Annotated in this window: 23 protein-coding genes and 1 pseudogene; 6 read left to right on the top strand and 18 right to left on the bottom strand. The window is 56.0% G+C overall.

The window, feature by feature from the left end; all coding sequences use genetic code 11:
- Positions 1-354 precede the first annotated feature (354 nt).
- Positions 355-1644: an MFS family transporter gene (locus NR195_RS16120; RefSeq protein WP_031594658.1), complete on the top strand. Its 1290-nt coding sequence runs from the start codon at positions 355-357 to the stop codon at positions 1642-1644.
- Positions 1645-1653: 9 nt separating this feature from the next.
- On the opposite strand, the pseudogene NR195_RS16115 reads toward NR195_RS16120, so the two are convergent.
- From NR195_RS16115 to trxC, 5 genes and pseudogenes are all read right to left on the bottom strand, one after another.
- Positions 1654-1963: pseudogene (locus NR195_RS16115) on the bottom strand (YfiM family lipoprotein).
- Positions 1964-1989: 26 nt separating this feature from the next.
- Positions 1990-3345, bottom strand: coding sequence for a CDP-diacylglycerol--serine O-phosphatidyltransferase (gene pssA / locus NR195_RS16110; RefSeq protein WP_029519515.1), 1356 nt, complete (start codon positions 3343-3345; stop codon positions 1990-1992).
- Between the two features lie 117 nt (positions 3346-3462).
- The gene (locus tag NR195_RS16100) at positions 3463-6120 is read right to left on the bottom strand and encodes a bifunctional acetate--CoA ligase family protein/GNAT family N-acetyltransferase (RefSeq protein WP_256844718.1); all 2658 of its coding nucleotides are present in this window, start codon (positions 6118-6120) and stop codon (positions 3463-3465) included.
- A gap of 138 nt (positions 6121-6258) precedes the next feature.
- Positions 6259-6936, bottom strand: coding sequence for a tRNA-uridine aminocarboxypropyltransferase (locus tag NR195_RS16095; RefSeq protein WP_256844717.1), 678 nt, complete (start codon positions 6934-6936; stop codon positions 6259-6261).
- Positions 6937-7017: 81 nt separating this feature from the next.
- Positions 7018-7437, bottom strand: a complete 420-nt coding sequence (gene trxC / locus NR195_RS16090; RefSeq protein WP_010257800.1) for a thioredoxin TrxC — start codon at positions 7435-7437, stop codon at positions 7018-7020.
- A gap of 159 nt (positions 7438-7596) precedes the next feature.
- Between trxC and NR195_RS16085 the strand changes: the two genes are divergently transcribed.
- Complete coding sequence (locus NR195_RS16085) at positions 7597-8778, top strand: tRNA/rRNA methyltransferase (RefSeq protein WP_052271637.1); 1182 nt, start codon at positions 7597-7599, stop codon at positions 8776-8778.
- Between the two features lie 36 nt (positions 8779-8814).
- Here NR195_RS16085 and emrB read toward each other — a convergent pair whose 3' ends face one another.
- The 12 genes from emrB to NR195_RS16025 form a co-directional block, all read right to left on the bottom strand.
- The gene (emrB, locus tag NR195_RS16080; RefSeq protein WP_010257793.1) at positions 8815-10350 is read right to left on the bottom strand and encodes a multidrug efflux MFS transporter permease subunit EmrB; all 1536 of its coding nucleotides are present in this window, start codon (positions 10348-10350) and stop codon (positions 8815-8817) included.
- A gap of 16 nt (positions 10351-10366) precedes the next feature.
- A complete protein-coding gene (emrA, locus tag NR195_RS16075; protein ID WP_010257791.1) occupies positions 10367-11539 on the bottom strand; it encodes a multidrug efflux MFS transporter periplasmic adaptor subunit EmrA in 1173 nt (390 codons plus the stop codon).
- A 150-nt stretch (positions 11540-11689) separates the two neighbouring features.
- Entirely contained in the window at positions 11690-12220 is a 531-nt protein-coding gene (gene mprA / locus NR195_RS16070; RefSeq protein WP_003850381.1) for a transcriptional repressor MprA, read from the bottom strand.
- Between the two features lie 302 nt (positions 12221-12522).
- Positions 12523-13710 (bottom strand): MFS transporter, encoded by a 1188-nt coding sequence (locus NR195_RS16065; RefSeq protein ID WP_256844716.1) that lies wholly within the window; start codon positions 13708-13710, stop codon positions 12523-12525.
- A gap of 212 nt (positions 13711-13922) precedes the next feature.
- On the bottom strand, positions 13923-14921 hold the full coding sequence (gene proX / locus NR195_RS16060) for a glycine betaine/L-proline ABC transporter substrate-binding protein ProX (RefSeq protein ID WP_256844715.1): 999 nt from the start codon (positions 14919-14921) through the stop codon (positions 13923-13925).
- A 61-nt stretch (positions 14922-14982) separates the two neighbouring features.
- Positions 14983-16074 (bottom strand): glycine betaine/L-proline ABC transporter permease ProW, encoded by a 1092-nt coding sequence (gene proW / locus NR195_RS16055; protein ID WP_256844714.1) that lies wholly within the window; start codon positions 16072-16074, stop codon positions 14983-14985.
- Positions 16071-17267, bottom strand: a complete 1197-nt coding sequence (proV, locus tag NR195_RS16050; protein ID WP_033778604.1) for a glycine betaine/L-proline ABC transporter ATP-binding protein ProV — start codon at positions 17265-17267, stop codon at positions 16071-16073. The genes proW and proV overlap by 4 nt, the downstream gene beginning before the upstream one ends.
- A gap of 501 nt (positions 17268-17768) precedes the next feature.
- On the bottom strand, positions 17769-18728 hold the full coding sequence (gene nrdF / locus NR195_RS16045) for a class 1b ribonucleoside-diphosphate reductase subunit beta (protein ID WP_010257777.1): 960 nt from the start codon (positions 18726-18728) through the stop codon (positions 17769-17771).
- Positions 18729-18736: 8 nt separating this feature from the next.
- A complete protein-coding gene (gene nrdE, locus NR195_RS16040; protein ID WP_256844713.1) occupies positions 18737-20875 on the bottom strand; it encodes a class 1b ribonucleoside-diphosphate reductase subunit alpha in 2139 nt (712 codons plus the stop codon).
- A complete protein-coding gene (gene nrdI, locus NR195_RS16035; protein WP_033769662.1) occupies positions 20845-21258 on the bottom strand; it encodes a class Ib ribonucleoside-diphosphate reductase assembly flavoprotein NrdI in 414 nt (137 codons plus the stop codon). The genes nrdE and nrdI overlap by 31 nt, the downstream gene beginning before the upstream one ends.
- A gap of 4 nt (positions 21259-21262) precedes the next feature.
- Positions 21263-21505, bottom strand: a complete 243-nt coding sequence (nrdH, locus tag NR195_RS16030) for a glutaredoxin-like protein NrdH (protein ID WP_010257769.1) — start codon at positions 21503-21505, stop codon at positions 21263-21265.
- A 303-nt stretch (positions 21506-21808) separates the two neighbouring features.
- Positions 21809-22126, bottom strand: coding sequence for a DUF883 family protein (locus NR195_RS16025; RefSeq protein WP_010257764.1), 318 nt, complete (start codon positions 22124-22126; stop codon positions 21809-21811).
- Between the two features lie 153 nt (positions 22127-22279).
- Here NR195_RS16025 and NR195_RS16020 point away from each other — a divergent pair, with 153 nt between their 5' ends.
- The 4 genes from NR195_RS16020 (at position 22280) to NR195_RS16005 (ending at position 25590) form a co-directional block, all read left to right on the top strand.
- A complete protein-coding gene (locus NR195_RS16020) occupies positions 22280-22615 on the top strand; it encodes a DUF2002 family protein (RefSeq protein WP_003850360.1) in 336 nt (111 codons plus the stop codon).
- 135 nt (positions 22616-22750) lie between these two features.
- Entirely contained in the window at positions 22751-24160 is a 1410-nt protein-coding gene (gene mmuP / locus NR195_RS16015; protein ID WP_039391412.1) for an S-methylmethionine permease, read from the top strand.
- Positions 24150-25085 (top strand): homocysteine S-methyltransferase, encoded by a 936-nt coding sequence (gene mmuM / locus NR195_RS16010; RefSeq protein ID WP_010257759.1) that lies wholly within the window; start codon positions 24150-24152, stop codon positions 25083-25085. The genes mmuP and mmuM overlap by 11 nt, the downstream gene beginning before the upstream one ends.
- Positions 25086-25170: 85 nt before the next feature.
- Positions 25171-25590, top strand: coding sequence for a hypothetical protein (locus NR195_RS16005; protein WP_010257757.1), 420 nt, complete (start codon positions 25171-25173; stop codon positions 25588-25590).
- On the opposite strand, the gene speG is transcribed toward NR195_RS16005, so the two are convergent.
- Positions 25591-26136 carry a spermidine N1-acetyltransferase gene (gene speG, locus NR195_RS16000; RefSeq protein ID WP_003850356.1) on the bottom strand — a complete coding sequence of 182 codons (546 nt, stop codon included), beginning with the start codon at positions 26134-26136 and terminating at the stop codon, positions 25591-25593.
- Between the last annotated feature and the right edge of the window lie 154 nt (positions 26137-26290).

Raw genomic sequence — 26290 nt, 5'->3', positions numbered from 1 at the left:
GAACTCAGAAGTGAAACGCCGTAGCGCCGATGGTAGTGTGGGGTCTCCCCATGCGAGAGTAGGGAACTGCCAGGCATCAAATAAGTGAAGAAGCCCCGCACGAAAGTGCGGGGCTTTTTTACGTCTGCACTTTGCCACGTTAAGCTGAAAATATATGATCTGCAGGCACGCGGTATGTCACCATTAATTCCCCTTTCTCCACTTCTGAATGACCAGCAACCCGCTGATTTTTCGATAATTAGCGACATGGCTCACAATAATAATCTCGGATTACGCCGCCTTTACCTTCAGTAGACTTAAATGCTTTACTCACTCCTTTAAACGCTGTTGATCAGCAAGGAACAGAGGTAAGGCATGGCACCCACAAATAATAAAACTCAGACGGATGATACAAAGAAACGTATCTGGGCTATCGTCGGCGCGTCATCAGGTAACCTGGTTGAGTGGTTCGACTTCTACGTTTACTCCTTCTTCTCACTCTATTTTGCCCACATTTTCTTTCCGCAAGGCGATACCACCACTCAGTTGTTACAGACAGCGGGCGTTTTTGCGGCAGGATTTTTAATGCGTCCGATTGGCGGCTGGCTATTCGGCTATATCGGCGACAAACATGGCCGAAAAAATTCGATGCTGGTTTCGGTCTGCATGATGTGTTTTGGTTCGCTGGTGATCGCCTGCTTACCCGGTTATGAAACGATCGGCGTGGCTGCGCCCGTCATTCTGCTGCTGGCGCGTATGTTTCAGGGATTATCGGTGGGCGGAGAATATGGGACCAGTGCAACCTACATGAGTGAAGTGGCTCTGGAAGGACGCAAAGGATTCTACGCCTCATTCCAGTATGTCACGCTGATAGGTGGTCAGTTAGCGGCGGTACTCACCGTCGTGGTCCTGCAATTTTTGCTGACGGATGCAGAACTGCGAAGCTGGGGCTGGCGTATTCCGTTCTTCCTCGGCGCACTGCTCGCCGTTGTCGCATTATGGTTACGACGTTCACTGGAAGAGACCTCAGATAAGACGAGCCGCGAACATCGCGATGCGGGTAGCGTAATCGGGTTACTGCGCAATCATACTCGTCCCTTCCTGATGGTGCTGGGTTTCACCGCAGGCGGCTCCCTGAGTTTTTACACCTTCACCACCTACATGCAGAAGTATCTGGTTAATACGTCAGGTATGGATCCTAAAACCGCCAGCGGCCTGATGACCGGTGCGCTGCTGGTCTTTATGCTGATTCAGCCGATTATCGGTGCCCTGTCAGATAAAATCGGTCGTCGCACCTCAATGATGATTTTTGGCGCGGGCGCGGCCATCTGTACGGTCCCCATTCTGACGCTGTTGCAAAACGTGCAAAGTCCCGGTGTGGCTTTCCTGTTAATCATGCTGGCGCTGCTGATTACCAGCTTCTACACCGCCATCAGTGGCATTCTTAAAGCAGAAATGTTTCCGCCACAGGTGCGCGCACTGGGTGTAGGGCTATCTTACGCAGTAGCGAATGCGATCTTTGGTGGGTCGGCAGAGTATGTTGCGTTGCTGATGAAGCAGCAGGGGATTGAGACGACTTTCTTCTGGTATGTTTCAGCGATGGGCGCGGTGGCATTTCTGGTGTCGCTGTTGCTGCACAAGCGCGGTAAGGGGATTAAGCTTTAACAGAGAAAGCTACTGACTCAGATTCCACAGGGCAATGCCGCTGGCAGCACCGGCGGCATCCCATGCGAAATCTTTCCAGCTCCAGCCGCTGCCATTCGGGCGGCTGTCATACCACTCTTTTCCCGCCCCAGGCGTTAATGAAACAGTCTGACTTTGCCGGTCAGAATGGTGCTGACGCTGCCTTCCCATATTCACTACCGGCAGCGGCCAGAACTGCAGAGGCGACAAAATGCTCCGCTTTATCCCGTCCGCTCTACTGATCTTTTGCCATATGGGCGCATCCACTACGCAACAGCCCAGCAAGCAGCACAATTCGCATAGCAGATGCCTTATTGGCCGCAGCGATTAAAGAATCCGGCTGATCAGGCGATCGATACGTATCCGGCGCAGACGGCGAATCAGCTTGCGCACCTTGGCCGGGTAATCAGCAATACTCTCAAGCTCACGGAAATGCGTCACTACCGTCGTGTTCTGCCGGATTAACGTCAGCTCCTTCTCACGCTGAGCCGCTAACTCCTGATGAGGATCGTGGATCAGCACCGCATTTTCCAGATCGAGCCGCCAGGCACGTGGATTGAGGTTATTACCGGTAATCAGCTGCCATTCGTCATCAACCCACATTCCTTTAAGGTGATAACTGTTCTCGCCATCCTTCCACAGTCTCACGACCAGCTGATCGGTCGTAACGTAGTAGTGCAAACGGCTCATAAAGCGACGCAGATTGATTTCATACAGGTAAGGCAGCGCGCCTATGATTTTGAACGGCTGATCGGGCGCAATATAGAAGTCATTGGCTGTTTTATCGCCGACGATGATCTCAACCTGTTTTCCCTGACGCAGAAGATGAATGATATTACGTACCAGCAAGGCGGGCATGTTGAAGTAAGGGGTACAGATGATCAGCTTCTGTTCCGCACAGGGCATCAGGTGGAAAATGGTTTTATTGAGCAGGCTATGCTTACCCAGACCGACCAGCGGCGTGACCGTCAGTTCATCGTTGCCGGCATTCCCTTCAAACTGATAATTGAAACCGCGCAGGTCCTGACGGAACTGGCGTGTCTCATTTTTAATTTCAGGACTTGAGGGGCGCTCAGCAAAATCGAGTCGGTTTACCGCTTCCGCTGACTTCAGATTGAGCGTGATCCAGTCATACATCGTATCTGTCAGCTGGGAATTACGGATAACCTGGTAACGGTCATAGCGATACTTATCATGCTGATGCAGGTAGACATCATTGATGCTGGCGCCGCTGTAGAGCAGCATATCATCAATAATGAACCCTTTAAGGTGGAGCACGCCCAGCGCTTCACGGGTATTGACCGGGATTCCATAAACCGGGATGGCGATATCCGGATAACGTGTCGCCATTTCGCAATACCAGTCGGCATTGGTTACGCCTCGCGCTGCGCCAATTCGCCCACGCTGCGCACGGTGCCAGTCAACCAGAATCGAAATATCCAGCTCCGGCCGCGCCTGCTTCGCACTATAAAGCGCATCCATGACGGCACGTCCGGCATCATCATTTTCCAGATAGAGCGCAACAATACAGATGCGAGTCTGCGCTGCCGCAATCTTCTCCAGCAACGTCTGGCGAAATTCGGCAGGCGAGTAAAGTGTCGACACATCCGCAACGGATTGTGACAGTTTCGGCAGCTGTGCGAGGTGTTGTTGGTGTTTGTTACGTTTAAATTTAGACAACATCACAGTGCACTTCTTCTCTGTTCATTGCATGGCCTTTTGCCATCAAATCAGGGTTATAACCACAAATAATAACATCAACTTCGCCGATTCGAACGTTTTTTACCTTTCTCTACAAGGTTAGTTGATCTCATTCTGTAAAGACAATTTCAGGCTGACAATACCGTCATCCAGTTGAATATCAACATGAAAGTTTAGCTTTCGTGCCAGCGTAATCATGCCGCGGTTATGGGGCATGGTGATACCGTTCAATTGTTGCAAGCCGTGATGCCGGGTATAGCGGATCATTTTTTCCAGCAGACGACGGCCCATGCCTAAGCCTTTCAGGTCGGAACGGACCAGCACCGAAAACTCCGCATCAATGTTATCTGCATCAGAGATAGCGCGGGTGACGCCGATGATCTCGGATCGTCCATGATGCTGACGTACCGCCACAATCGCCATCTCGCGGTCATAATCGATCTGGGTCATGTTGGCGAGATCATCATGAGTAAACTCACTGATTTCACTGAAGTAGCGGTAATAGAGATCCTCTTTGGTGACCTGACTGATGAAATCGCGCAGCAGGGGCTCATCCTCTGGCAGAATGGGCCGGAACAGGCAGAATTGCCCATCCTTTAACTCTACCTGCTCTTCCAGATGCTGAGGATAAGGACGTATTGCCAGCCGTGCTTCGTTATCGCCGTGGAACGGAGCCAGCGTCAGGGTGACATCCAGCAGGGTAAAATCATTGCCCGCCGCCAGCAGCGGATGAATATCCAGTCGCTGGATCTCCGGGCAATCCACCACCAGGTTAGAGACCTGCACCAGCAGCTGGCTTAAACCGGGGATATCCAGCGGATTCAGCGCGCTGCGGCTGCGGATTTTTCCGCTCTTGATCGCCTGAATCACCAGATAGCGTGCCAGCGTCATATTCAGCGGGGGGAGGGCAACGGCAGCCTGTTTATCGGCCTGCCATTCAACGCCGCCTTCCCCCAGCATAATGATCGGGCCAAACAGGGCATCCTGTTCGACCACGACCCGCAGCTCCTGTGCGCCTGCACGACTCGCCATGCTCTGAACCAGCAGCCCTTCGATACGTGCCTGCGGCAACGTCTGTTTTACCCGATCAAAAATGGCCTCAGCGGCATGCTCCACTTCGCTGGCATTACGCAGGTAGAGCATCACGCCCTGCACCTCCGATTTATGCGCGATATCGGGTGAACGCAATTTTAGCGCCACCGGATAGCCAATCTGATCGGCAATCGCCACTGCCGCCTTACTGTCGCTGGCGATCCAGGTCGGCAGCGTGGCCAGGCCGTAAGCCTGCAGTACCGGCTGCACTTCATGGGTATCCAGCGCGGTAACACCGCGCTCCAGCGCCTGTGACAGCAGCTGGTGTGCATGGGCACTGTCCAGGTTCAGGGTGGCGGGCAGGGCAGGGGTTTCGCGCAGCTGCTTCTGGTTACGGCGGTACTCAACCTGATGCATAAAAGCGGTCACCGTTCCCTCTGGCGTGCGCCAGGTCGGTATCCCCGCCTGCGTAAAGGCACGGCGCGCGGCTTGTGAAGAGAACTCGCCGCTCCAGTTGGTCAGCAGCGTCACCAGCTTACCGCGCGGGTGACGGGCGATGGTGTCGATCAGATGTCCGGCCGTTTCAGTCGCGGGCGCGACCGCGCTTGGCGCATGAATAATCATCAATGCATCAAGTTCATGGCTGTCGAGCAGGATCTCTGTGCAGGCGGCATAACGTTCTGCTGTGGCGTCATCTTTTAAATCCAGCGGGTTGCCGCGGCCTGCGCCAGCGGGCAACAGCGCCTCGAGCTGCTGAATCGTCTGCTCGCTGAGCTGCGCCAGTTTCCCGTTGCGGGCATAGAGCTCATCCAGCGCCAGCGCGGCGGGGGCGGCACCATTACTGATGATCATCAGCCTGTCGCCACGCAGCGGCCGCATATGACTCAGCGACTCAACGGCGGAGAAGAGCTCATGAGTATCCTGCACCCGCAGTAACCCGGCACGCTGAATGGCTGCATCCCAGGCGGCGTCAAGACCGCTGTGGGTGTCCAGCAGCGCCTGTGCTTCCCGGCTGCGACCACTCTTGATCACCAGAATCGGTTTATTACGGGAGGCGCTGCGTGAGGCAGAAACAAAACGACGCGCATCGCTGAGGTGCTCAAGATAGAGCAGGATAGCGCTGGTTTTACCGTCGCGAGCCAGGAAGTCGAGCAGATCATCGACATCGGTATCCAGACTGTCACCCAGCGCGATAAACCAGGAGAATCCGAGATTACGCTGCTGCGCCCAATCGAGAATGGTGTTGGATACGGCGGCGGACTGGGAGATAAATGCGATACGGCCTTTCTCTATCGGCACTGGCGAGAAGCTGGCATTCAATCCCTGCCAGGGGGCCAGCAGGCCAAGACTGTTCGGGCCCAGCAGACGTATCTGCCACTGGCTGGCACAGGCTTTGAGTTCGGCCGACTGGCTGGCGGGCGCAGAGAGAATAATGCAGGCCTTGCAGCCTTTCTCCCCGAGCTGTTGCAGCAGTTCGAGGTTACGTTTTGAATGGGTGCAGATTACTGCCAGGTCTGGCGCGAAAGGTAAGCTGTCGATAGTGGGCCAGGCCAGTACGCCGCTGACCGCTTTATATTTCGGCGTCACCGGCAACACCGGGCCGCTAAAACCGCCCGCCAGCAGGTTACGCATCATAAAGTATCCGGCGCGCCCTGGCGTGACCGAGGCACCAATCACCGCAATTGATTTAGGTCGTAACAGCGCTTCCAGTCCGCGTTGGCTCATCTCGCTCTCCAGAGTTCGGGATTTGCGTGATTGTAAACGCTTTTTGCTGGCAGTGCTTCCGGGCAGATCGCAGGCTGCGCATCCCGATTTTAATCTCTGTCACCGCAGGGACGCTCCCGCCAGGAGGTGACTGGGCGATTAAGCCTGTCCGGCGTGGTGCGGTTTCCCTGCCAGATAGGCCGCGCGGAACTGATCAAAATGGTGAGATAACGCCTCAGCCGCCAGCCGATCGCCCGCCTGCGCCAGCAGCGCCGCGGCCACTTCAGCAGTGCAGTGCTGACCTGCGCCGTGGGCTTCACGCAGCGTATAGCGCGACGGGGTGCTGACATCCAGCGACATCACCGGCAGGGCGTCGAGCCAGGGGCTTTTACGGAACATTTTGCGGGCTTCGGTCCAGGTGCCGTCCAGCATAATAAACAGCGGCGGCTTGCCACTGGCGGGCGGCGTTGTCAGCACTTCGCGACCGGGGTCGGCATAAGCGGCCGGGAAAACCACCAGCGGCTGATAATCGGGATTGCGCACCGCCGCCAGCAGCAGCGGATCCGGCTCGGTGCGTGACCAGCCAAAAGCCTGAGTTTCCGGCAGAATATCGGCAATCAGCCGGCCGGTGTTGCTCGGCTTCATCGGCTCGGTATCGAACATCACCAGGCAGAAGCGGCTACGGGCGGACTGCGGCACGATCTGACTGCAGAGACAGTTGACCTCTGGCAGCAGGCAGCCCTGACAGCGGATGACCCGATTCCCGCGCGCGAGGAAAGGACGGGTGGATCGGGCCAGGCGTTGGGTGCGCAAGCGCAAAACAGCATTATCAGACATGAGTATTCAGGGCAGGAAAAACGTCAGTGTAATCGAAGCGCAGGCGAAAAGGAAAAGGCCAGCCAGGCTGGCCTCTGAAGATTAAAGTGACTCATCCAGCCATTCATTGAAAGGCGCTTTAGGCATCGCGCCATTCAGCATGTCGACCCGCTCGCCGTTCTTAAACAGCATGATGGTCGGGATGCTGCGAATGTTGAAACGGGCGCTCAGGGCCGGCTCCGCTTCGGTGTTCACTTTAATAAAGCGGACTTTACCGCTGCGTTCACTGGCGACATCTTTAAACACCGGCGCAAAATTGACACAGGGACCACACCAGGGCGCCCAGAAATCGATCACCACCGGCAGATCATCCTGCAGATATTTGTCAAAGTTAGCGCTGGTGGCATTCACCACTTCGCCATCAAATAACGCATTTCCACAGCGACCACATTTCGCCACGTCGGCAAGGCGTTCTTCAGGAACGCGATTGGTTGCCTGACAGGAAGCGCATACCGTATTCATAGGAACCTCTGATGTTGAAAAGTGTCAGTCTGGTAAATATTGTTCATTATGAAAGGGGACGGATTCCCTCTCAATCTGGATTGCTCTATAGGTTCAATAGTTGATAGCTAAGCGCCAGCACATCAGGTAATCTGCGCGCTCTCAATGCAGGAGGAAGACATGAACGACGAATTTAAAGGCAAGAGCGGTAAGGTTAAGGTGATGTACGTGCGTGGCGAGGACGATAAAAGCGCGCGCGCGCCTAATCCTCGTACAGGCAAAGGTGGTCACGCTGCTGCCCGTTCGGATGATAATCGTCGTTCGTCTGGCCCCCGTACTGAACGCAGTCAGGAAGGTGGTCGCTCCGCTGGCCGTCGCAGCGACGACACCGGTCGCAGCAGTTCACCGCGTCGTGATGAAGGCGGACGTAGCGCTCCACGCCGTTCAGACGATGGCGCAGGCCGCCGCAACGATCGTGGCGATGATAATCGCGGCGCCTATGGCAGCAGCGATTCCCCGTGGCGCACCGTGTCACGCGCGCCATCAGCAGATCGTCCGGCAACCGAAAGCGATAAGCCGGATCACGGCGGCATCAGCGGCAAAAGCTTCGTCGATCCCGAACAGATCCGTCGTCAGCGTAACGAAGAGACGCGCGTCTATGGTGAGAACGCCTGTCAGGCGCTGTTCCAGAGCCGTCCTGAAGCGATTGTTCGCGCCTGGTTCGTGCAGGAAGTGACACCGCGTTTCCGCGAAGCGCTGCGCTGGCTGGCGGCTAACCGCAAAGCCTATCACGTCGTGGAAGATGCAGAGATTACCAAAGCGTCAGGCACTGAGCATCATGGTGGCGTCTGCTTCCTGATCAAAAAGCGCATGGGTATGGCGGTTTCTGAATGGCTGAGCCAGGCGAATACCAAAGATTGCGTGCTGGCACTGGAAGATGTCAGCAACCCGCATAACCTCGGCGCGATTATGCGCAGCTGCGCGCACTTCGGCGTAAAAGGTTTGCTGGTGAATGACGCCTCACTGCTGGAGTCCGGCGCAGCGGTACGTACCGCAGAAGGCGGTGCTGAGCATGTGCAGGCCATCAGCGGCGCAACCTTCAGTGAAGGTCTGGAAGCGTTCCGTAAAGCGGGTTACACCATCGTCACCACCTCCAGCCATCAGGGCACGCCGCTGGCGCAGGCTCAGCTGCCGGAGAAAATGGTGCTGGTGTTAGGGCAGGAGCGTGAAGGTCTTTCTGATACCGCGTTCAAACAGGGTGACATGAGCCTGTCGATTGGCGGCACCGGCAACGTAGAAAGCCTCAACGTCTCGGTCGCAACCGGCGTACTGCTCGCCGAATGGTGGCGTCAGAACGCATAAAAAAACGGGCCGAAAGGCCCGTTTTGCTGTGTAACGTTAGTGCGCACCACCACCACCGCCGCCTGCGCTAAACGGCGGACGGGCAAACCAGATCAGCACTAACAGAATCAAAAAGACCCCCGCCGACGCCCAGAAAATTTCATTCGCTGAAATAATCAGTCCCTGGTTAGTAATCTGCTGCGCGATCCAGGCCGACGCCTGCTGCTGCGTCATCCCCATGCTCTCCAGCTGGCTATACATCTGCTGCGAATTGACGTTGTACGGGGTGATCGACTCCGTCAGGTAGCTATGATGCATCGACTCGCGGTTACTCCACATAGTGGTGGTAATCGACGTTCCCACCGAGCCTGCAAAGGTACGCATAAAGTTCGACAGGCTGGAGGCTGCGGCCATGCGCTCCGGCGGCAGTCCCGACAGCGTAATGGTGGTCAGCGGCATAAAGAAGCAGGCCACGGCAAAGCCCTGAATAAACTGCGGCCAGGCTGAGGCACCAAAGTCCATTCCCGGTTCAAACGTATACGCGCGCCAGTAGAAGCAGACGGCATACATAATGAAGCTGAACGTGACCAGCCGTCGCATGTCGAGCTTATGGGCAAAGCGTCCGATGATCGGCGACAGGATCACCGGCAAAATGCCCACTGGCGCAGACGCCAGACCGGCCCAGGTTGCGGTGTAGCCGTAGACCTCCTGCAGCAGCTGCGGCAACAGAACAATCGAGCCGAAGTAGAGCATATAAGCCAGACTGATCGACAGGCAGCCAATGGTGAAGTTGCGCGACTTAAACAGCGACAGATCTATGATCGGGTGATCGTCAGTCAGCTCCCACACCAGCAGGACTGACAGCGCAATCACGGCCACTACCCCGAGCACGATAATCTCGGACGAGTTAAACCAGTCGAGCTCCTTTCCGCGATCCAGCATCACCTGCAAACAGCCGATCCCCACCACCAGCAGCACCAGCCCGACCATATCGATCCGCCGGATTTCGGTTTTGGTTTCCCGGCCACGCAGGGTTTGCAGCGTCAGTATCACCACCGCCACACCAATGGGCACGTTGATAAAGAAGATCCAGCCCCAGTGATAGTTATCGCTGATCCAGCCGCCCAGTATCGGACCACAGATCGGTGCGACGATCACCGTCATCGCCCACAGCGACAGCGCAACACTGCGCTTGGCGGGCGGATAGTTGTTGAGCAGCAGACTTTGCGACAGCGGGATCAATGGACCCGCGACGATCCCCTGAATGACGCGGAAGAAGATCAGCATCTCCAGGCTGTCTGACATGCCGCATGCCCAGGAGGCGATAGCAAACAGAATGGTCGACCAGGTAAAGAGCTTCACTTCACCGATGCGTTTTGCCAGCCAGCCGGTCAGCGGGATCGAGATCGCATTGGCCACACCAAACGAGGTGATCACCCAGGTTCCCTGGGAGTTCGACGCCCCCAGATTACCGGCAATCGTAGGGATAGCCACGTTGGCGATGGTCGAGTCCAGAACCTGCATGAACGTCGCCAGCGATAGCGCAATGGTCATCAGGACCAGCGGCATTCCTTCAAGCGGTTTTTGTGCCATTACAGCCTCCGCGTCATCATCCGGCGTTGGCGCGGACGATATCGGTGATCAGCTGATTGACCGGCGCAAGGTCAATCGCCAGTGCGTTGCTGCTGTAAGCGGCTTGCTGACGGGCGCTGGTGGCCAGCGCGCTGCCCTCTTTGCTGGTGGTATCGATTTTAACCAGCGTTGAGAGGCCAATACGCAGCGGATGTCTGGCGATATCTTCCTGATTCAGTTCGATACGAACCGGCAGGCGCTGAACCACTTTGATCCAGTTACCGGTGGCATTCTGTGCCGGCAAAAGTGAGAAGGCGCTGCCGGTGCCCATATCCAGTCCTGCAACTTTGCCCTGATAAACCACTTCGTCACCGTAGATGTCGGCAACCACGGTGACAGGCTGACCAATACGAACGCCAGCCAGCTGGGTCTCTTTAAAGTTGGCATCGACCCACAGATTCGTTGCAGGCACGACGGCGAGCAGCGGGGTGCTGGTGGAGATTTGCGAACCGACCTGGACGCTGCGACGGGAGACAAAACCATCCATCGGACTACGGATTTCGGTGCGCTGCAGCGCCAGCCAGGCGTCACGCAGCTCAGCCGCGCTCTGTTGCACGGCAGGCTGATTTTCCAGTGAGGTGTTGAGGATCATCGCCTGATTCGCATTGTATTGCTGAATCGCCACGTCCAGTTGTGCTTTGGCCGTCGCGACGGCATCGCGGGCGTGCTGCAACTCTTCACGGCCAATCAGATTAGCCGCACCTAACGGCTCACGGCGCTTCAGGTCGGCCTGTGCCTGCGCCAGAGCGGTCTGTTGCAATGTAATGCTGGCCTGATACTGTTTACCATTAATCATCAGCTGATGCGTCTGACGCACGCTGGTGGCGAGTGCCGTCTGCGCTTTTTCAAACGCCTGCTCCGCATCCGTCTTATCCAGTGAAACCAGCACATCGCCTTTTTTGACGAAATCGGTATCTTCAAACCAGACTTTATTCACGCTACCGGAGACCTGTGCCATCACCTGCACCTGGTTACCCGCAACGTAGGCGTCATCCGTTTCCTGAAAATGGCGCAGGACCAGGAACCAGTAAACTCCCCAGGCAATACCAATCAGCACAAAGATCAACGCCAGCACGATGAGCACACTTTTGCGCTTCTTCTTTTTGTTGGCTGACGGTTGCGGGCTTTGTGCTTCTGCCGTTGCACTCATGTCTTTCTCCACGTTTTCCATTTAGTCGGGCGGCAGAAATCCCTTTTCGCCAGCGCCCGAGTCGAAAAAGCCAGCGACTGAGCGCTGGCCAGATAAAAAAGGAAATTAAAATAACGATTCCGACAGGTGATTGTGTCGCACTTATTGCTATTAGCGGGAAAGCGAGGCGATCAGCTGATCTTCATCCATTTTATCAAGACGATTAAGTAGCTTACGGGTGATGCCTTCCAGCTGCGACTTCTCATCGACGGAGAGCGACGACCAGAGGTACTGCAGGCTCTGATGCTGAGGTGGCAGCAGCTGACGCAGGAACTCCATCCCTTTATCGGTCAGATGCAGGTGCAGGCAGCGACGGTCGTGATCGCTTTCACGACGCTCAATCCAGCCGCGCTTTTCCAGCTCATCAGCAATGCGCGTGGCATTGGTGCGTGAAGAGCCAAGGGCAGAGCTGAGCTCAGAGGGCTGAATACTATGGTTTTCCTGTGCATCCAGCGTAATCAACGCCATGAACAGGGTTTCATTAATACCCTGTGCTTTCAGCATCTTATTGCGGTTGTCCAGCAGTTTACCCTGCATATGCATACAGAGACGCGTCAGAATAATTTCCTGCAACGGAAAATCCTTATGGCGATTGGCACGGATGTTTAGCATCTGCTCAATGGGAGTAAACGAACTTTCCATTAAAAAAAACCTCACTAATTGCAACTTGTATAATAACTATGGTGACAGGATAAGCGTAGTCACTTTTTGGCAGGTGATCGCTGACAGAATCACTATTCACCATCAAAGGTATTCCAGGCCATTCCCTGGCCCTGGGTCAAAAACCCGTACGTCCGGCGGCAGCCGCTATGCCGGAACGTGATCAAAAAGGGGGCAAATTTAATAATATCGCGGGGAAAAATAACTGAAGTGAATAGGTTTGCTACTAACCATAACAAACCTAACCATTTGTGACCAGACGCAATGCGCTGTCCGGCCAGGCTTCAGTTGATTTTTTCCGGCTCAAAGCGCGATCCGGCTGCCCAAATCAGCAGATTAACCACAGTCAGCAGCGCGCCAGCGCCACAGACGCCATACCAGCCCCAAAGATGGTAAGCGGTCGCGGAGAGCAGTGAGCCGGCCGCGCCACCCATAAAGTAGCTGGTCATGTAACCGGCATTAAGACGGTTCCGCGCCTCCGGCATCTGCGCGTAGATCACGCTTTGATTGGTGATATGGACGGCCTGTACCGCCAGATCCAGCAGCAGGATGCCGACGATCAGCGGCGCAAGCTGCTCCGCGCCCCACGCAATGGCAGCCCACGACAGCAGCATAAGCAGCAGGCCCAGTTTGGTGGTCAGCTTCGCTTTACCCTTGTCAGCCAGCGCGCCCGCCTGACGTGCGGCCAGCGCACCCGCGGCACCGACCAGCCCCAGCAAGCCAATCTCGCCCTCTGAGAAGTGATAGGGCGCCCCGGCGAGCAGAAAGGCCATTGAGGTCCACAGCAGGCTGAAATTGGCAAAGGAGAGGCAGCCGGTCCAGGCGCGGGTGCGGAGCACCCGATTACCGGCATACAGGCGAAAGATGGAGGCCAGCAGTTGCGGATAGCTCATGGGCACGGACTGTTTCACGCGCGGCAGCGATCGCCACAGCGCCAGGGCCATCACCACCATCAGCAGGCTGGCAGTCCAGTAAACGGTACGCCAGCCGCCAAGCTGCGCCAGGCCGCCTGCCACGGTGCGCGCCAGCAGAATCCCCAGCAGCAAACCGCTCATTACCGTCCCCACTATTTTGCCGCGCCGCTCCGGCTCTGCCAGCGTGGCGGCCAGCGGCACCAGGATTTGTGCGGCGACCGAGAACAGGCCGGTCATCACCGTGCCCAGCAGTAAAAAGAGAAAGGAGTGCGAAAGGGCGATAATCACCATGCCGGCAGCAGCCAGCAGGATCATCGTAACAATCAGGCTGCGTCGTTCAAACCGATCGCCAAGCGGCACCAGCAGCAGCAGACCGCAGGCGTAGCCCAGCTGCGCCGTGGTGACAATAAATCCGGCGAGGCTGACAGAGAGATCAAACTGTTGGGCGATGGTATTCAGTAGTGGCTGAACGTAGTAATTACTGGCTACGCAGAGGCCGGTTGCTACTGACATCAGCATTACTAAAGCAGGCGTCAGACCCTGGCGAGTCGCATTCATAAACAGCATCGGTCGCTAATAATCATTTGAGGTTAATAGTAACTCAAAAAACTATTTCACACGCATGTTTATTAACAGGCCATACCAGTCGGGATAGCAGCCATAAAAAAAGGGCAGAAAAATTTCTGCCCTCAGATAACTGCCCGACTAAAAGCGTATGCTCACTGAGCCAGCACTTGTATCAACCACCCTGGGGCGGAAATGTTTTCAGGTTATTGCGCGGCGGCCTGCGCCTCGCTGATCCATTTATCGAACTCAGCCTGATGCGCCTTAATCCAGCCATCCACATGACGGTTAATCGCATCTTCTGAGTTTTGTCCGGCATGCATTGCTGAGTTTTCAGCATTGATATCGGTAATGGGCAGCTTCATGACCGCAAACAGACGGGCAGCCGCCGGGTTTTTCGCCGCCCAGGCTTTGTTGGCGACGATGTGCATGGTGTTAACCGGGAAACCGTAGTTCGCACCGTTTGGCAGCTTAGTATCCACATCCTTCTGTTCGCCAGGCAGCGAAGAGAACGGCACCTGCAGCCAGACCACATCGCGGCCCGGCTTCAGCACATCGCTCAGCCAGTAGGGCGTCCAGGTGTAATAAAGGATCGGTTTACCCTGTTTGTAGCGTGCCAGCGTATCCGCCACCATCGCCGAATAGTTACCCATATTGGCGGTCACGGTATCACTGAGACCAAAGGCGCTGTTCTGATGATTAATCACCGCTTCACAGCCCCAGCCTGGCGTACAGCCGGTCATATCCGCTTTGCCATCGCCGTTGGCGTCAAACAGGCTGGCGATCTTAGGATCTTTCAGCTGTTCGATATTGGTAATGTGATATTTCTCGGCGGTCTTCTTATCAATCAGATAACCCTGGGCGGCACCGGTAACGTAGGTTCCCTGACGATAGAGCTTCTGATCGCCACCGGCGGCTTTGTACATGTCGTCATGCAGCGGCTGCCAGTTCACCGCGGTAAAGGTGGCGTCGCCAGCGGCGATAGAGGTGTAGCCAACGTTGTAATCCACTTCACTCGGCTTGCTGACCTGATAGCCGAGTTTTTCCAGCGCGCGGCTGACAATCAGGGTCTGAAAAGTCTCTTCAGCGATAGTGCTCTGTATGGGTTGTACCGTAATACCTTTGCCCGGCAGATCGGCAGCGGAGACGTGTGAAACGGCCAGCGTGGTTACCACGGCGGCGAGCAGAGAGGCTCTGTTGCGCATAGTCATTCCTTATTTCAGATGTCGCGTCAGGATGGGCGGCGCGCAGGCACCGCCCGACAGATTATTTTTTACGCGAAGGAGAGAAGATCAGGCCCAGCGGGCCGGTGTGATACCAGTGACGATTACCGCGGCTGCGGCTATCGCGACCAAACGATTGGGTCAGGCGGTCAAGGATAATGGCAAGGATCACAATCCCCACGCCACCCACCGTAGCCAGCCCCATGTCGAGACGGCCAATACCGCGCAGCACCATCTGACCGAGTCCGCCCACGGCGATCATCGAGGCGATCACCACCATCGACAGCGCCAGCATCAGGGTCTGATTGACGCCCGCCATAATGGTGGGCATCGCCAGCGGCAACTGCACTTTGAATAGCAGCTGACGCGGACTGGCACCAAAGGATTCGCTCGCTTCGATCAGATCGGCGGGCACCTGCTTAATGCCGAGAATAGTCAGGCGTACAATCGGTGGCAGGGCGAAGATAATCGTGACCACCACGCCTGGCACGTTGCCGATACCAAACAGCATCACAATCGGCACCAGATAGACAAAGGCGGGTGTTGTCTGCATCGCATCCAGCAAGGGGCGTACGATACGCGCTGCCCGTTCACTGCGGGCCAGCCAGATCCCCAGTGGCAGGCCGATGAGAATGCAGAACATCAGCGCGGTAAGCACCAGCGCCAGCGTGACCATCGCCTGCGACCAGGCGCCAATTGCGCCAATCAAGATCAGCGATACCAGCGTGGCGATGCCCATGGCGGGTGTCGCGATCTGCCAGGCGATCAGCGCAAACACCAGAATCGCTACCGGCGCGGGCATTCCCAGTAACAGCTGCTGAAAGGCGCTGAGAATATAGTCAACCGGTACCCGGATACCCTGAAACAACGGGCGGAAATGGTTGACCACCCAGTCGATGCCGGTGGTCACCCAGTGATCAAGCGGGATCCAGGTCTTGTGGAACGGATCCATGATATTGAAATGTTCCGGCGCGGGCGCAGGGGCGCTGTTGAGCCAGTCACTGCTGCTGGCTGCATCGGGTGTCGCGCTGCCATCGGGTGTGCCCCAGACATCGGCACCGCCGCTGCTGGTGGGCGCAGCCTGACTGCTGGCGGCGTTGCCGCTATCCCACGGATTGGTGGTTTCCTGACTCATGGCTGGGCTCCTTCACGATCTAACGCGCGCAATAGCGTGCTTTTGGAAATGATACCGACATACTGATTCTCCTCGCCGACCACTGGCACCGCACAGGGCGCCTGAGCGACGTGCGAGAGCAGATCGCTCAGTGAGGTATCGGCGGGCACCGCGGCTGGCGAGTCGAGAAGGGCGCTATCGAGTCCCAGACCTGCTGCCAGCGCGGCTTTCAGCGAGTCGGTGGAGACCACGCCAAGAAACTTCTGTTTCTCCAGCACGTAACCGTAGTCGCGGTCTTCATCCTGCAGCAGCTTAATGGCGGAGCGCGGGCCGAAACCTGGCGCTTTGCGGATTAACGCTCCCGCGCTACGACGGGCAATATCTTTGGCGCTGAATACGTGACTGATATCGACGCCACGGAAGAAGGTGCGGACATAGTCATTGGCCGGGTTATTCAGGATCTCATCCGGCGTACCAACCTGTATCACTTCGCCGCCCTGCATAATGGCAATACGGTCGCCAATACGCATCGCTTCATCAAGATCGTGGGAAATAAAGACGATGGTGCGCTGATGCCTGGCTTGTAAATTAACCAGCTCATCCTGCATTTCAGTACGAATCAACGGATCCAGAGCGGAGAAGGCCTCATCCATTAATAAGATGTCGGGATTGATGGCCAGTGCGCGGGCTAATCCGACGCGCTGCCGCATCCCTCCGGAAAGTTCATCCGGGTAAGCGTGCGCATAATTCTCCAGCCCGACCTGACGTAACGCTTCTAGTGCTTTTTCCTGGCGTTCAGCCAGTGCGATTCCCGCTAATTCCATGCCAAATGCCGTATTATTTAATACATTCATGTGCGGCATCAAAGCAAATGACTGGAATACCATACTGATTTTATTTCTGCGCACGTCACGCAGTTCGCTGGCTGATATTTTGGCAATATCGACACCGTCAATAATCACCTGGCCGCGCGTCGGCTCTATCAGACGATTGAGAAGGCGAACCATGGTCGATTTTCCTGAACCGGATAACCCCATGATGACGAATATCTCGCCTTCTTCAATGGCCAGACTGGCGTTCTTTACGCCAAGGGAGAGCCCGGTCTTCTCAAGAATGACATCTTTGGTCGCACCCTTTTCAATATATTTAAACGCGCGATCCGGATTGTCGCCAAATATCTTATAGAGATTTTTTACTTCGAGCTTAATAGCCATGCAGTCATTAAATCCTGGTTGAAATATCTAATATTATCCTGTCGTTCCCGCTGAAATTTAAGCAGGCCATACCGTAGCACACTGACGTTATCTGACAACCCTGAAGTGGGATATTGGCCGGCCGCGGGACATTCAGATGCCGATTATCTTCAGTGCTCACAAGGGATAAGCGTGGATTAATTTTTTGTGAAATCATTGGCGGGTTTTTGGCATTTCAGCCGATTTGCCGCGTGAAAGGGAGAAAAATAAGCGTCACCGACGTGAAATATTACGGAAATAATGGATTCCGATGTAGGGAAATAATCACGCCTGAAACGATCGGATTCAGTGGAATAATTGGTCGAAAAAAAAGGAAATGCGGGGAGGGGCAGAATCAACAAACGGTGAAATAGTCAGGCTGTTTTGCAGTAATATTTTTTTCTTATGATTAGACGGAATGGCGCGGCTGACACGGCACTGCCAGAGAAAACCGGATGCTGACAAAACAGCACCCGGTAACCCTCAGAAATTCCAGTCCTCGTCTTCGGTTTCGACCGCTTTTCCCATCACATAGGAGGAGCCTGAACCGGAGAAGAAGTCGTGGTTTTCGTCGGCGTTGGGCGACAGAGCCGACAGAATGGCCGGATTCACCGCTGTCAGCTCCGCCGGGAACAGCGCCTCATAGCCCAGATTCATCAACGCTTTGTTGGCGTTGTAGTGCAGGAAGGTTTTCACCTCCTCTACCCAGCCGACATCGGCATAGAGCGCCTCGGTATAAGCCACTTCGTTCTCATACAGCGCCAGCAGCAGATCATAGGCGAACTGCTGCAGCTCTTCGCGGCGCAGATCGTCAGCGGCAGCCAGCGCCTGCTGATATTTGTAACCGATGTAGTAACCGTGCACCGCCTCATCGCGAATAATCAGGCGAATCAGGTCAGCGGTGTTGGTCAGCTTGCCACGGCTCGACCAGTACATCGGCAGCCAGAAGCCGGAATAGAACAAAAACGACTCCAGGAAAACGCTGGCGATCTTCTTCTTCAGCGGATCATCGGCCTGGTAGTGTTCCAGGATGATGCGCGCCTTGTTCTGCAGCGGCGCATTCTCTTCGCTCCACTGATAAGCGGCATCCACATCCTGGGTGTTACACAGGGTTGAAAAGATCGAACTGTAGGAGCGGGCATGCACCGCTTCCATAAAGCTGATATTCGACAGCACCGCCTCTTCGTGCGGGGTAATGGCATCTTCCATCAGCCCCGGCGCGCCGATCACGTTCTGGATAGTGTCGAGCAGCGTCAGGCCGGTGAACACCCGGATGGTCAGCTGCTGCTGCTGTTTATCCAGCGTCTGCCAGCCGGGCAGATCGTTGGAGAGCGGCACTTTCTCGGGCAGCCAGAAGTTGCTGGTGAGACGATTCCACACTTCAAGATCTTTGTCATCCTGAATGCGGTTCCAGTTAATTGCCTGAATCTGTTTTAGTTTCATCGTTTTCATCACAGGGAGCATGAGACGCAGCCCTGAACCTCCGTGCCCTGAAGCGCCATCTGGCGCAGTCGAATGTAATAGAGCGTTTTGATGCCTTTTTTCCACGCGTAAATCTGCGCTTTGTTGATGTCACGGGTCGAGACGTCATCGCGGAAGAACAGCGTCAGCGACAGGCCCTGATCGACATGCTGAGTCGCTTCTGCGTAGGTATCAATAATCGCTTCCGGCCCAATCTGATACGCATCCTGATAGAGATGGAGATTCTCATTGGTCATAAACGGCGCGGGATAGTAGACGCGGCCGGTTTTGCCCTCTTTGCGGATCTCGATGGGGGAAACAATCGGATGGATGCTGGAGGTGGCATGGTTGATGTAGGAGATTGACCCGGTTGGCGGGATCGCCTGCAGGTTCTGATTAAACAGCCCGTGCTGCATCACCGCGTCGCGCAGCACCTGCCAGTCCGCCTGTGTCGGCAGCGTCAGTCCGGCATCGGCAAACAGCGTCGCTACCCGTTCCGTGCGCGGCAGCCATTCGCGCTGCAGATACTTATCGAAGTAGACGCCGCTGGCGTACTGCGATTCCGCAAAGCCATCGAAGGTCTGCTGACGCTCCTGTGCCAGCTGATTAGAGGTGCGCAGCGCATAATAGGTGATGCAGTAGAAGTAGAGATTAGTGAAATCCAGCGCTTCCGGTGAACCATAGGCGATGCCTTCCCGCGCCAGATAGCCGTGCAGGTTCATCTGACCCAGGCCAATGGCGTGCGAACGGCGATTGCCTTCGGCGACCGAGGGCACCGAGCCGATCTCGCTCATCATCGACACCGAGGTCAGAGCGCGGATCGCCACATCCACGGTACGCGACAGATCGCGTGAATCCATGGCGTGCGCAATGTTCAGTGAGCCGAGATTACAGGAGATATCTTTGCCGATCCGGCGATAGCTGAGATCGTCATTGTACTCGCTGGCGCTGTTCACCTGCAGGATCTCAGAGCAGAGGTTGCTCATGTTAATGCGACCGGCAATCGGATTACTGCGGTTCACGCTGTCCTCATACATGATGTAGGGATAGCCCGACTCAAACTGAATCTCGGCCAGCGTCTGGAAGAAGTCGCGTGGCTGAATATAGGTTTTACGGATGCGGTCGTCGACCAGCATCTCGTCATATTTCTCGCTGATGCTGATATCGCCAAAGGCCTGACCGTAGATCCGTTCAACGTCGTAAGGCGAGAACAGCGCCATCGGTTTGTTCTCTTTTGCCAGCTGGAAGGTGATATCGGGGATCACTACGCCCAGCGACAGGGTTTTGATGCGGATCTTCTCATCGGCGTTTTCGCGCTTGGTATCAAGGAAGCGGAAAATATCGGGATGGTGTGCATTGAGCCACACCGCGCCGGCGCCCTGACGCGCGCCGAGCTGATTCGCATAAGAGAAGGCGTCCTCCAGCATTTTCATCACCGGGATAACGCCCGACGACTGATTTTCAATACGTTTGATTGGCGCACCGGACTCACGCAGGTTTGACAGCAAAAAGGCGACGCCGCCGCCGCGCTTTGAAAGCTGCAGTGCCGAATTCACGGCGCGACCAATCGACTCCATATTGTCTTCGATGCGCAGCAGGAAGCAGGAGACCAGCTCACCGCGTTGCTGTTTGCCGCAGTTCAGGAAGGTTGGTGTAGCGGGCTGGAAACGGCCGCTGAGGATCTCCTCCAGCAGGGCCCGCGCAAGCTTTTCATCGCCCTGAGCCAGCGTCAGCGCCACCATGCAGGCGCGCTGTTCGAAGGTTTCCAGATAGCGTTTGCCGTCGAAGGTCTTCAGGGTGTAGCTGGTGTAGTACTTCCAGGCACCGAGAAAGGTTTTGAACTCAAATCCCCAATTTTCCGCCACCTCATGCAGCGCAAGCAGGAACGCAAAATCGTACTGGTTCAGCACTTCCGCTTCGTAATAGCTCTCTGCTACCAGATAGCGTAAACGCTCAGCGCAGCTATTGAAGGGGACGGTATTGGGTTGCACATGCTGCAGATAAAACTGACGTGTCGCTTCGCGATCCTTGTCGAACTGGATGCGGCCCTCGGCGTCGTAGAGATTGAGCATGGCATTAAGGGCGTGATAATCGAGCGTCACGCCGTTGAGGGTGTCTGTTGTTGCCAAAATTGGGTTACTCCCGCTTTAACTTTCGCGATATCGTCAGGCGTTCCCATCAGCTCGAAGCGGTAGAGGCAGGGAACCTGACATTTTTTTGCAATGATGCTGCCCGCCAGGCAGTAACCGGTACCGAAGTTACGGTTGCCCGCTGCGATCACGCCACGAATACCGCGTCGGTTCGCCTCATCATTAAGAAACTGAATCACCTGACCGGGCACCGCACCGCGACTGCTGCCACCGCCATAGCTGGGCACCACCAGAATATAGGGCTGGTCGATATGCAGTTGTTGCCGGGCATCAAGCGGGATGCGCCGGGCAGGCAGGCCGAGGCGCGTCACAAACCGGTGGGTGTTTTCCGACTGGCTGGAAAAATAGACCAGCGGGAACATGTGTTTATCCTCCGACAGCAGAAAGCGTGCGCAGCGTGGCGATTTTGTCCGGGCGGAAACCGCTCCAGTGATCGTTATCTGCCATCACGACGGGTACCTGGCGGTAACCCAGTGATTTCAGGTTGTCGATCGCCTCGGGCTGGCTGTCGAGATTGATAAGCTGATAGGCGAGACCCTGACGGTCCATCGCATTTTTGGTTGCCGTGCACTGGACACAGTTATCTTTAGTGTAAATAATAATGCGCATGATTCGTATTTCCCTCTATATGCGGTTCTGATGTCAGAAAACAGAGCAGGAGGAGCAGGTTGCGGGCCTCATTCTGCCGGACATCTGGTGTCGTGCTGATGAGATAAATACTAGATGTAGTGGTTTTGTGGGTCAAGCCCACCAGATATAGGGTTTTATGATTTGCATTTGCGCAACAGCGGCAAAGCCAGCAGGGATGCGCCCTGCAGCCTGGAAAAATCTTTTGTAAATGTCATCGGCCAGAAAAAGGGCATAAAAAAGCCCCGCACAGGGCAGGGCTCAGGAGATTTTCTGGAGTTGAGCTTAGCGGCGTGAAGCCAGCAGCACACCCACTACGATACCGAAAGCGGCACCGATACCAACACCGTGCCATGGCTTGTCATGGACGTAGGTGTCAACCTGCGCACTGGCATCACGCGCAACCTGTGAGACACGGTTGCTGCCGCCGTTCAGTCTGGAGCGGGTCTGTTTCAGCAGCTTTTCTGCCTGACTGCGTGCAGAATCCACTTCGTCTTTGGCGTCACTGCCGTAAGATTTCAGCAGCGCTTCCAGTGAATCGGCCAGTTCGTTAACATCCTGATTAATATCAATGTCATCGTTTTTTACAGTGCGATTAAACATTTTTTAGCTCCCTTTGATTTAAAAACGTAATACTAGTGTAGACGACCTTGAGATAAACGAGACGCGGGAGTGTTCTTTAGGGAAAATTCCGAATGCCCACTCTGTCATGCTGTTGTAAGGTTGCGAAGCTTTTGAAAGAGGAGAGGATCGAGCATGTATTTACGACCAGATGAGGTAGCGCGCGTACTGGAAAAAGCGGGTTTCGAAGTCGATGAAATTACCCCACGGGCCTATGGTTATCGCCGTGGAGAGAACTATGTTTATGTGAATCGCGAAGCGCGCATGGGGCGCATGGCACTCGTCATTCACCCGACACTGAAAGAGAAGAGCCAGCCGTTCGCTGAACCTGCTTCAGAAATGAAGACCTGCGATCACTACACCCAATTCCCTCTCTACCTGGCGGGTGATTCACAGGAACACTACGGCATCCCGCACGGATTTAGTTCCCGCATGGCGCTGGAACGTTATATTCAAAGCGTTTTCGGCTAACGCATCAGGCCCCGCCGCGACGGGGCACTGAACCGCCTTTACCTCCTCCCTGTTTCCCTGCCGTTGCAATTACCGGCTGTGACGCGTATAAAACTGTCCCTTATAGATGTTTAGACGTCCATACGGATAAAAGTGATGAGCGAACAGCCAACTCCCTCGCAGGAACAATTTAAACGCACCATGAAAGTGCGCCATCTGGTGATGTTATCGCTGGGCGGCGTAATCGGCACCGGCCTGTTTTTTAACACCGGCTATATCATTTCCACCACCGGGGCGGCGGGGACGCTGCTCGCCTATCTGATTGGCGCGCTGGTGGTCTGGCTGGTGATGGTCTGTCTGGGCGAACTCTCGGTGGCGATGCCGGAAACCGGCGCGTTCCACGTCTATGCCGCACGCTATCTCAGCCCAGCAACCGGCTACACCGTGGCCTGGCTCTACTGGCTGACCTGGACCGTGGCGCTCGGCTCCAGCCTGACGGCGGCGGGCTTCTGTATGCAGTACTGGTTCCCGCAGATCCCGGTATGGATCTGGTGTCTGGTCTTCTGCTGCGCCATCTATCTGCTGAACGTCATCTCAACCCGCTTCTTCGCCGAAGGGGAGTTCTGGTTCTCGCTGATTAAGGTGGTGACGATCGTCGCCTTTATCGTGCTCGGTGGCGCGGCGATGTTCGGGTTTATCCCGATGAAGGATGGCACGCCCGCACCGGGCCTGAGCAATCTGACGGCGCACGGCTGGCTGCCTAACGGTGTACTGCCGATTCTGATGACCATGGTGGCAGTCAACTTCGCTTTTTCTGGCACCGAGCTGATCGGTATTGCGGCCGGTGAAACCCAGCAGCCGGAGAAAGTGCTGCCGCTGGCGATCCGTACTACCGTGGCCCGGCTGATTATCTTCTTCATCGGCACGGTATTTGTGCTGGCGGCGCTGATTCCTATGGATCAGGCGGGTATCGTGAAAAGCCCGTTCGTGCTGGTCTTCGAAAAGATCGGCATCCCGTGGGCGGCTGATATTATTAACTTTGTGATCCTGACCGCTATCCTGTCTGCGGCCAACTCCGGACTCTATGCCTCCGGGCGGATGCTCTGGTCGCTGGCCAATGAAAATACGCTGCCGCGCGCCTTTGCCCGGGTGAATAAACGCGGCGTGCCGATGCTGGCGATCACCGTCAGCATGGTGGGTGGTTTGCTGGCGCTGGTCTCCAGCGTGGTCGCGCCCGACACGGTGTTTGTGGCGCTGTCGGCCATCTCCGGCTTTGCTGTGGTGGCGGTCTGGCTCAGCATCTGCGCTTCGCATTTTGTTTTCCGTCGTCGTCATCTTCAGCAGGGCAAATCGCTGACCGATCTGGCCTACCGTGCGCCGCTCTATCCGCTGACGCCGGTACTGGGTTTCCTGCTCTGCCTGCTGGCCTGCGTCGGTCTGGCATTCGATCCGACTCAGCGTATCGCGCTGTGGTGCGGCATCCCGTTTGTGCTGTTCTGCTATGCCGCTTACCATCTGACTCACAAATCATCCCCGAAGCCTGAGGAGGCCAATGATGTCGTATAACCCTGTCGCACAGGCTTTAACGGAGTCACCACTGCTGATTCTGGATGGTGCCCTGGCCACCGAGCTGGAAGCCCGCGGCTGTCATCTGGCCGATGCGTTATGGTCAGCTAAGGTGCTGATGGAAAATCCTGAGCTGATCTATCAGGTGCACTACGACTATTTTGTCGCCGGCGCGCGCTGTGCCATTACCGCCAGCTATCAGGCGACGCCGCAGGGCTTTGCCACACGTGGCCTTGATGAGGCGGAGTCACTGGCGTTGATCGCGCAGAGCGTCGAGCTGGCGCGACGCGCCCGTCACGATTATCTGGCGGTCCGGCCCGACGCGAAAACGCTGCTGGTAGCGGGATCGGTCGGTCCCTATGGCGCCTTCCTGGCGGATGGTTCGGAATATCGCGGCGACTATGCGTTGCCGGAAGCGGAGATGATGGCGTTTCACCGCCCACGCGTGCAGGCGCTGCTGGCGGCGGGTGCCGATCTGCTGGCCTGCGAAACCCTGCCTTCGTTTGCCGAAGCGCAGGCGCTGGTGAAGCTGCTGGCTGAATTTCCTGAAGGCCGCGCCTGGTTCTCGTTTACCCTGCGTGACGCCGGACACATCAGCGACGGCACACCGCTGTCAGACGTCGTGAGCTGGCTGAATCAGCAGCCGCAGGTGGTAGCGGTGGGAATCAACTGTGTGGCACTTGAGAGCGTGACGCCTGCGCTGCAGCAGTTGCAGAAGCTGACCGACAAGCCGCTGGTGGTCTATCCCAACTCTGGCGAGCAGTATGATGCCAGTAGCAAAACCTGGCACTCAGCGCCATCAGGCTGCACGCTGCATGACAAACTGGCAGAGTGGCAGCAGGCGGGCGCGAAGCTGATTGGCGGCTGCTGTCGCACCTCACCCAACGACATCGCGGCTATCGCCCGCGCTTGTCAACCGCAATAAGCTGGCTGAATCGGGCGATGATAGCCCGATTGAGGCGGAGAGGGCGGTCTACACTCTGATCACTGATCACTCTGTGGACCCCTTCATGAAACAGCGAATTCTGGCCCTGGCCGCCGCGCTGCTGCTTAGCGGCTGTGCCACCATTGTCGGCAATGAAACCCAACTGGTGCGCATCGACTCCTTGCCGCAGGGCGCGCGCTTTACCGTGCAGGATGAGCGTGGCTATGCGGTTGCGCAGGGTTTCACGCCGCAGACCGTTGAACTGGAAAAATCTACCGGCCGCTACTTCGGCAAAAAGCACTACCTGCTGATGCTGGAAAGCCCGGGCTACGTGCCGGTCACGGTGCCTATCGAGGCACGCGCTAACCTGTGGTATCTGCTGGGCAATATCCCGCTGGGTGGCTTCCCCGGCTGGCTGCTGGTCGATCCCTTCTATGGCGGCATGTACGACCTCAAGCCTGAACACCCGCGTCCCTTTATGAACCCGGTTGGCGCGCGCGGCTGATTACTGCGCGGTCGGCTTCACCATTCCGCCTGGCGTTTTATGGCGTTCCAGATACTGATGCTGGAAAATGCACATGCGGATGGTGTTGCGGTACTCACCGTTGATGAAAAACTCATGTTTAAGCACGCCTTCGATCTCGAAGCCGAGCTTGGTGTAGATGTGGATCGCTTTTTCGTTCTCCTGATCGACAATCAGGTAGAGCTTGTAGAGATTCAGCACCGAGAAGCCGTAATCCATCGCCAGTTTTGCCGCCTGGGTTGCCAGCCCTTTGCCCTGATGCGCCGGATCGATAATGATCTGAAACTCGGCGCGTCGGTGCACATGGTTGATTTCCACCAGTTCCACTAATCCCGCTTTCTGCCCGCTGTGCTCCACCACAAAGCGACGTTCGGTCTGATCGTGAATGTGCTTGTTGTAGAGATCAGACAGCTCCACAAACGCCTCATACGGCTCCTCAAACCAGTAACGCATCACGCTGGCGTTGTTATCCAGCTGATGGACAAAGTGCAGATCTTCCCGCTCCAGCGGACGTAGTTTTACCGTCATTGCCTTTTCCTCTCATGAAATAATGGCCGCGAGTATACCGCATCAGCCAGCCGCTGCGTTTTGCGCTGCCGCATTCGCGTGCCTGCTTCAGTCTGTAAAGGTTTACAGCGTTGCGTGGCAATCAAATGTCTCAGAGGAAGAGGACAGCGCGCCG

Origin of the sequence: Pantoea sp. Ft-CA_14 (assembly GCF_024520875.1) — a bacterium.
GTDB lineage: Bacteria > Pseudomonadota > Gammaproteobacteria > Enterobacterales > Enterobacteriaceae > Pantoea > Pantoea agglomerans.
Note: the sequence above shows the minus strand (reverse complement) of the source record. Positions and strands in the feature narration are given on the sequence as shown.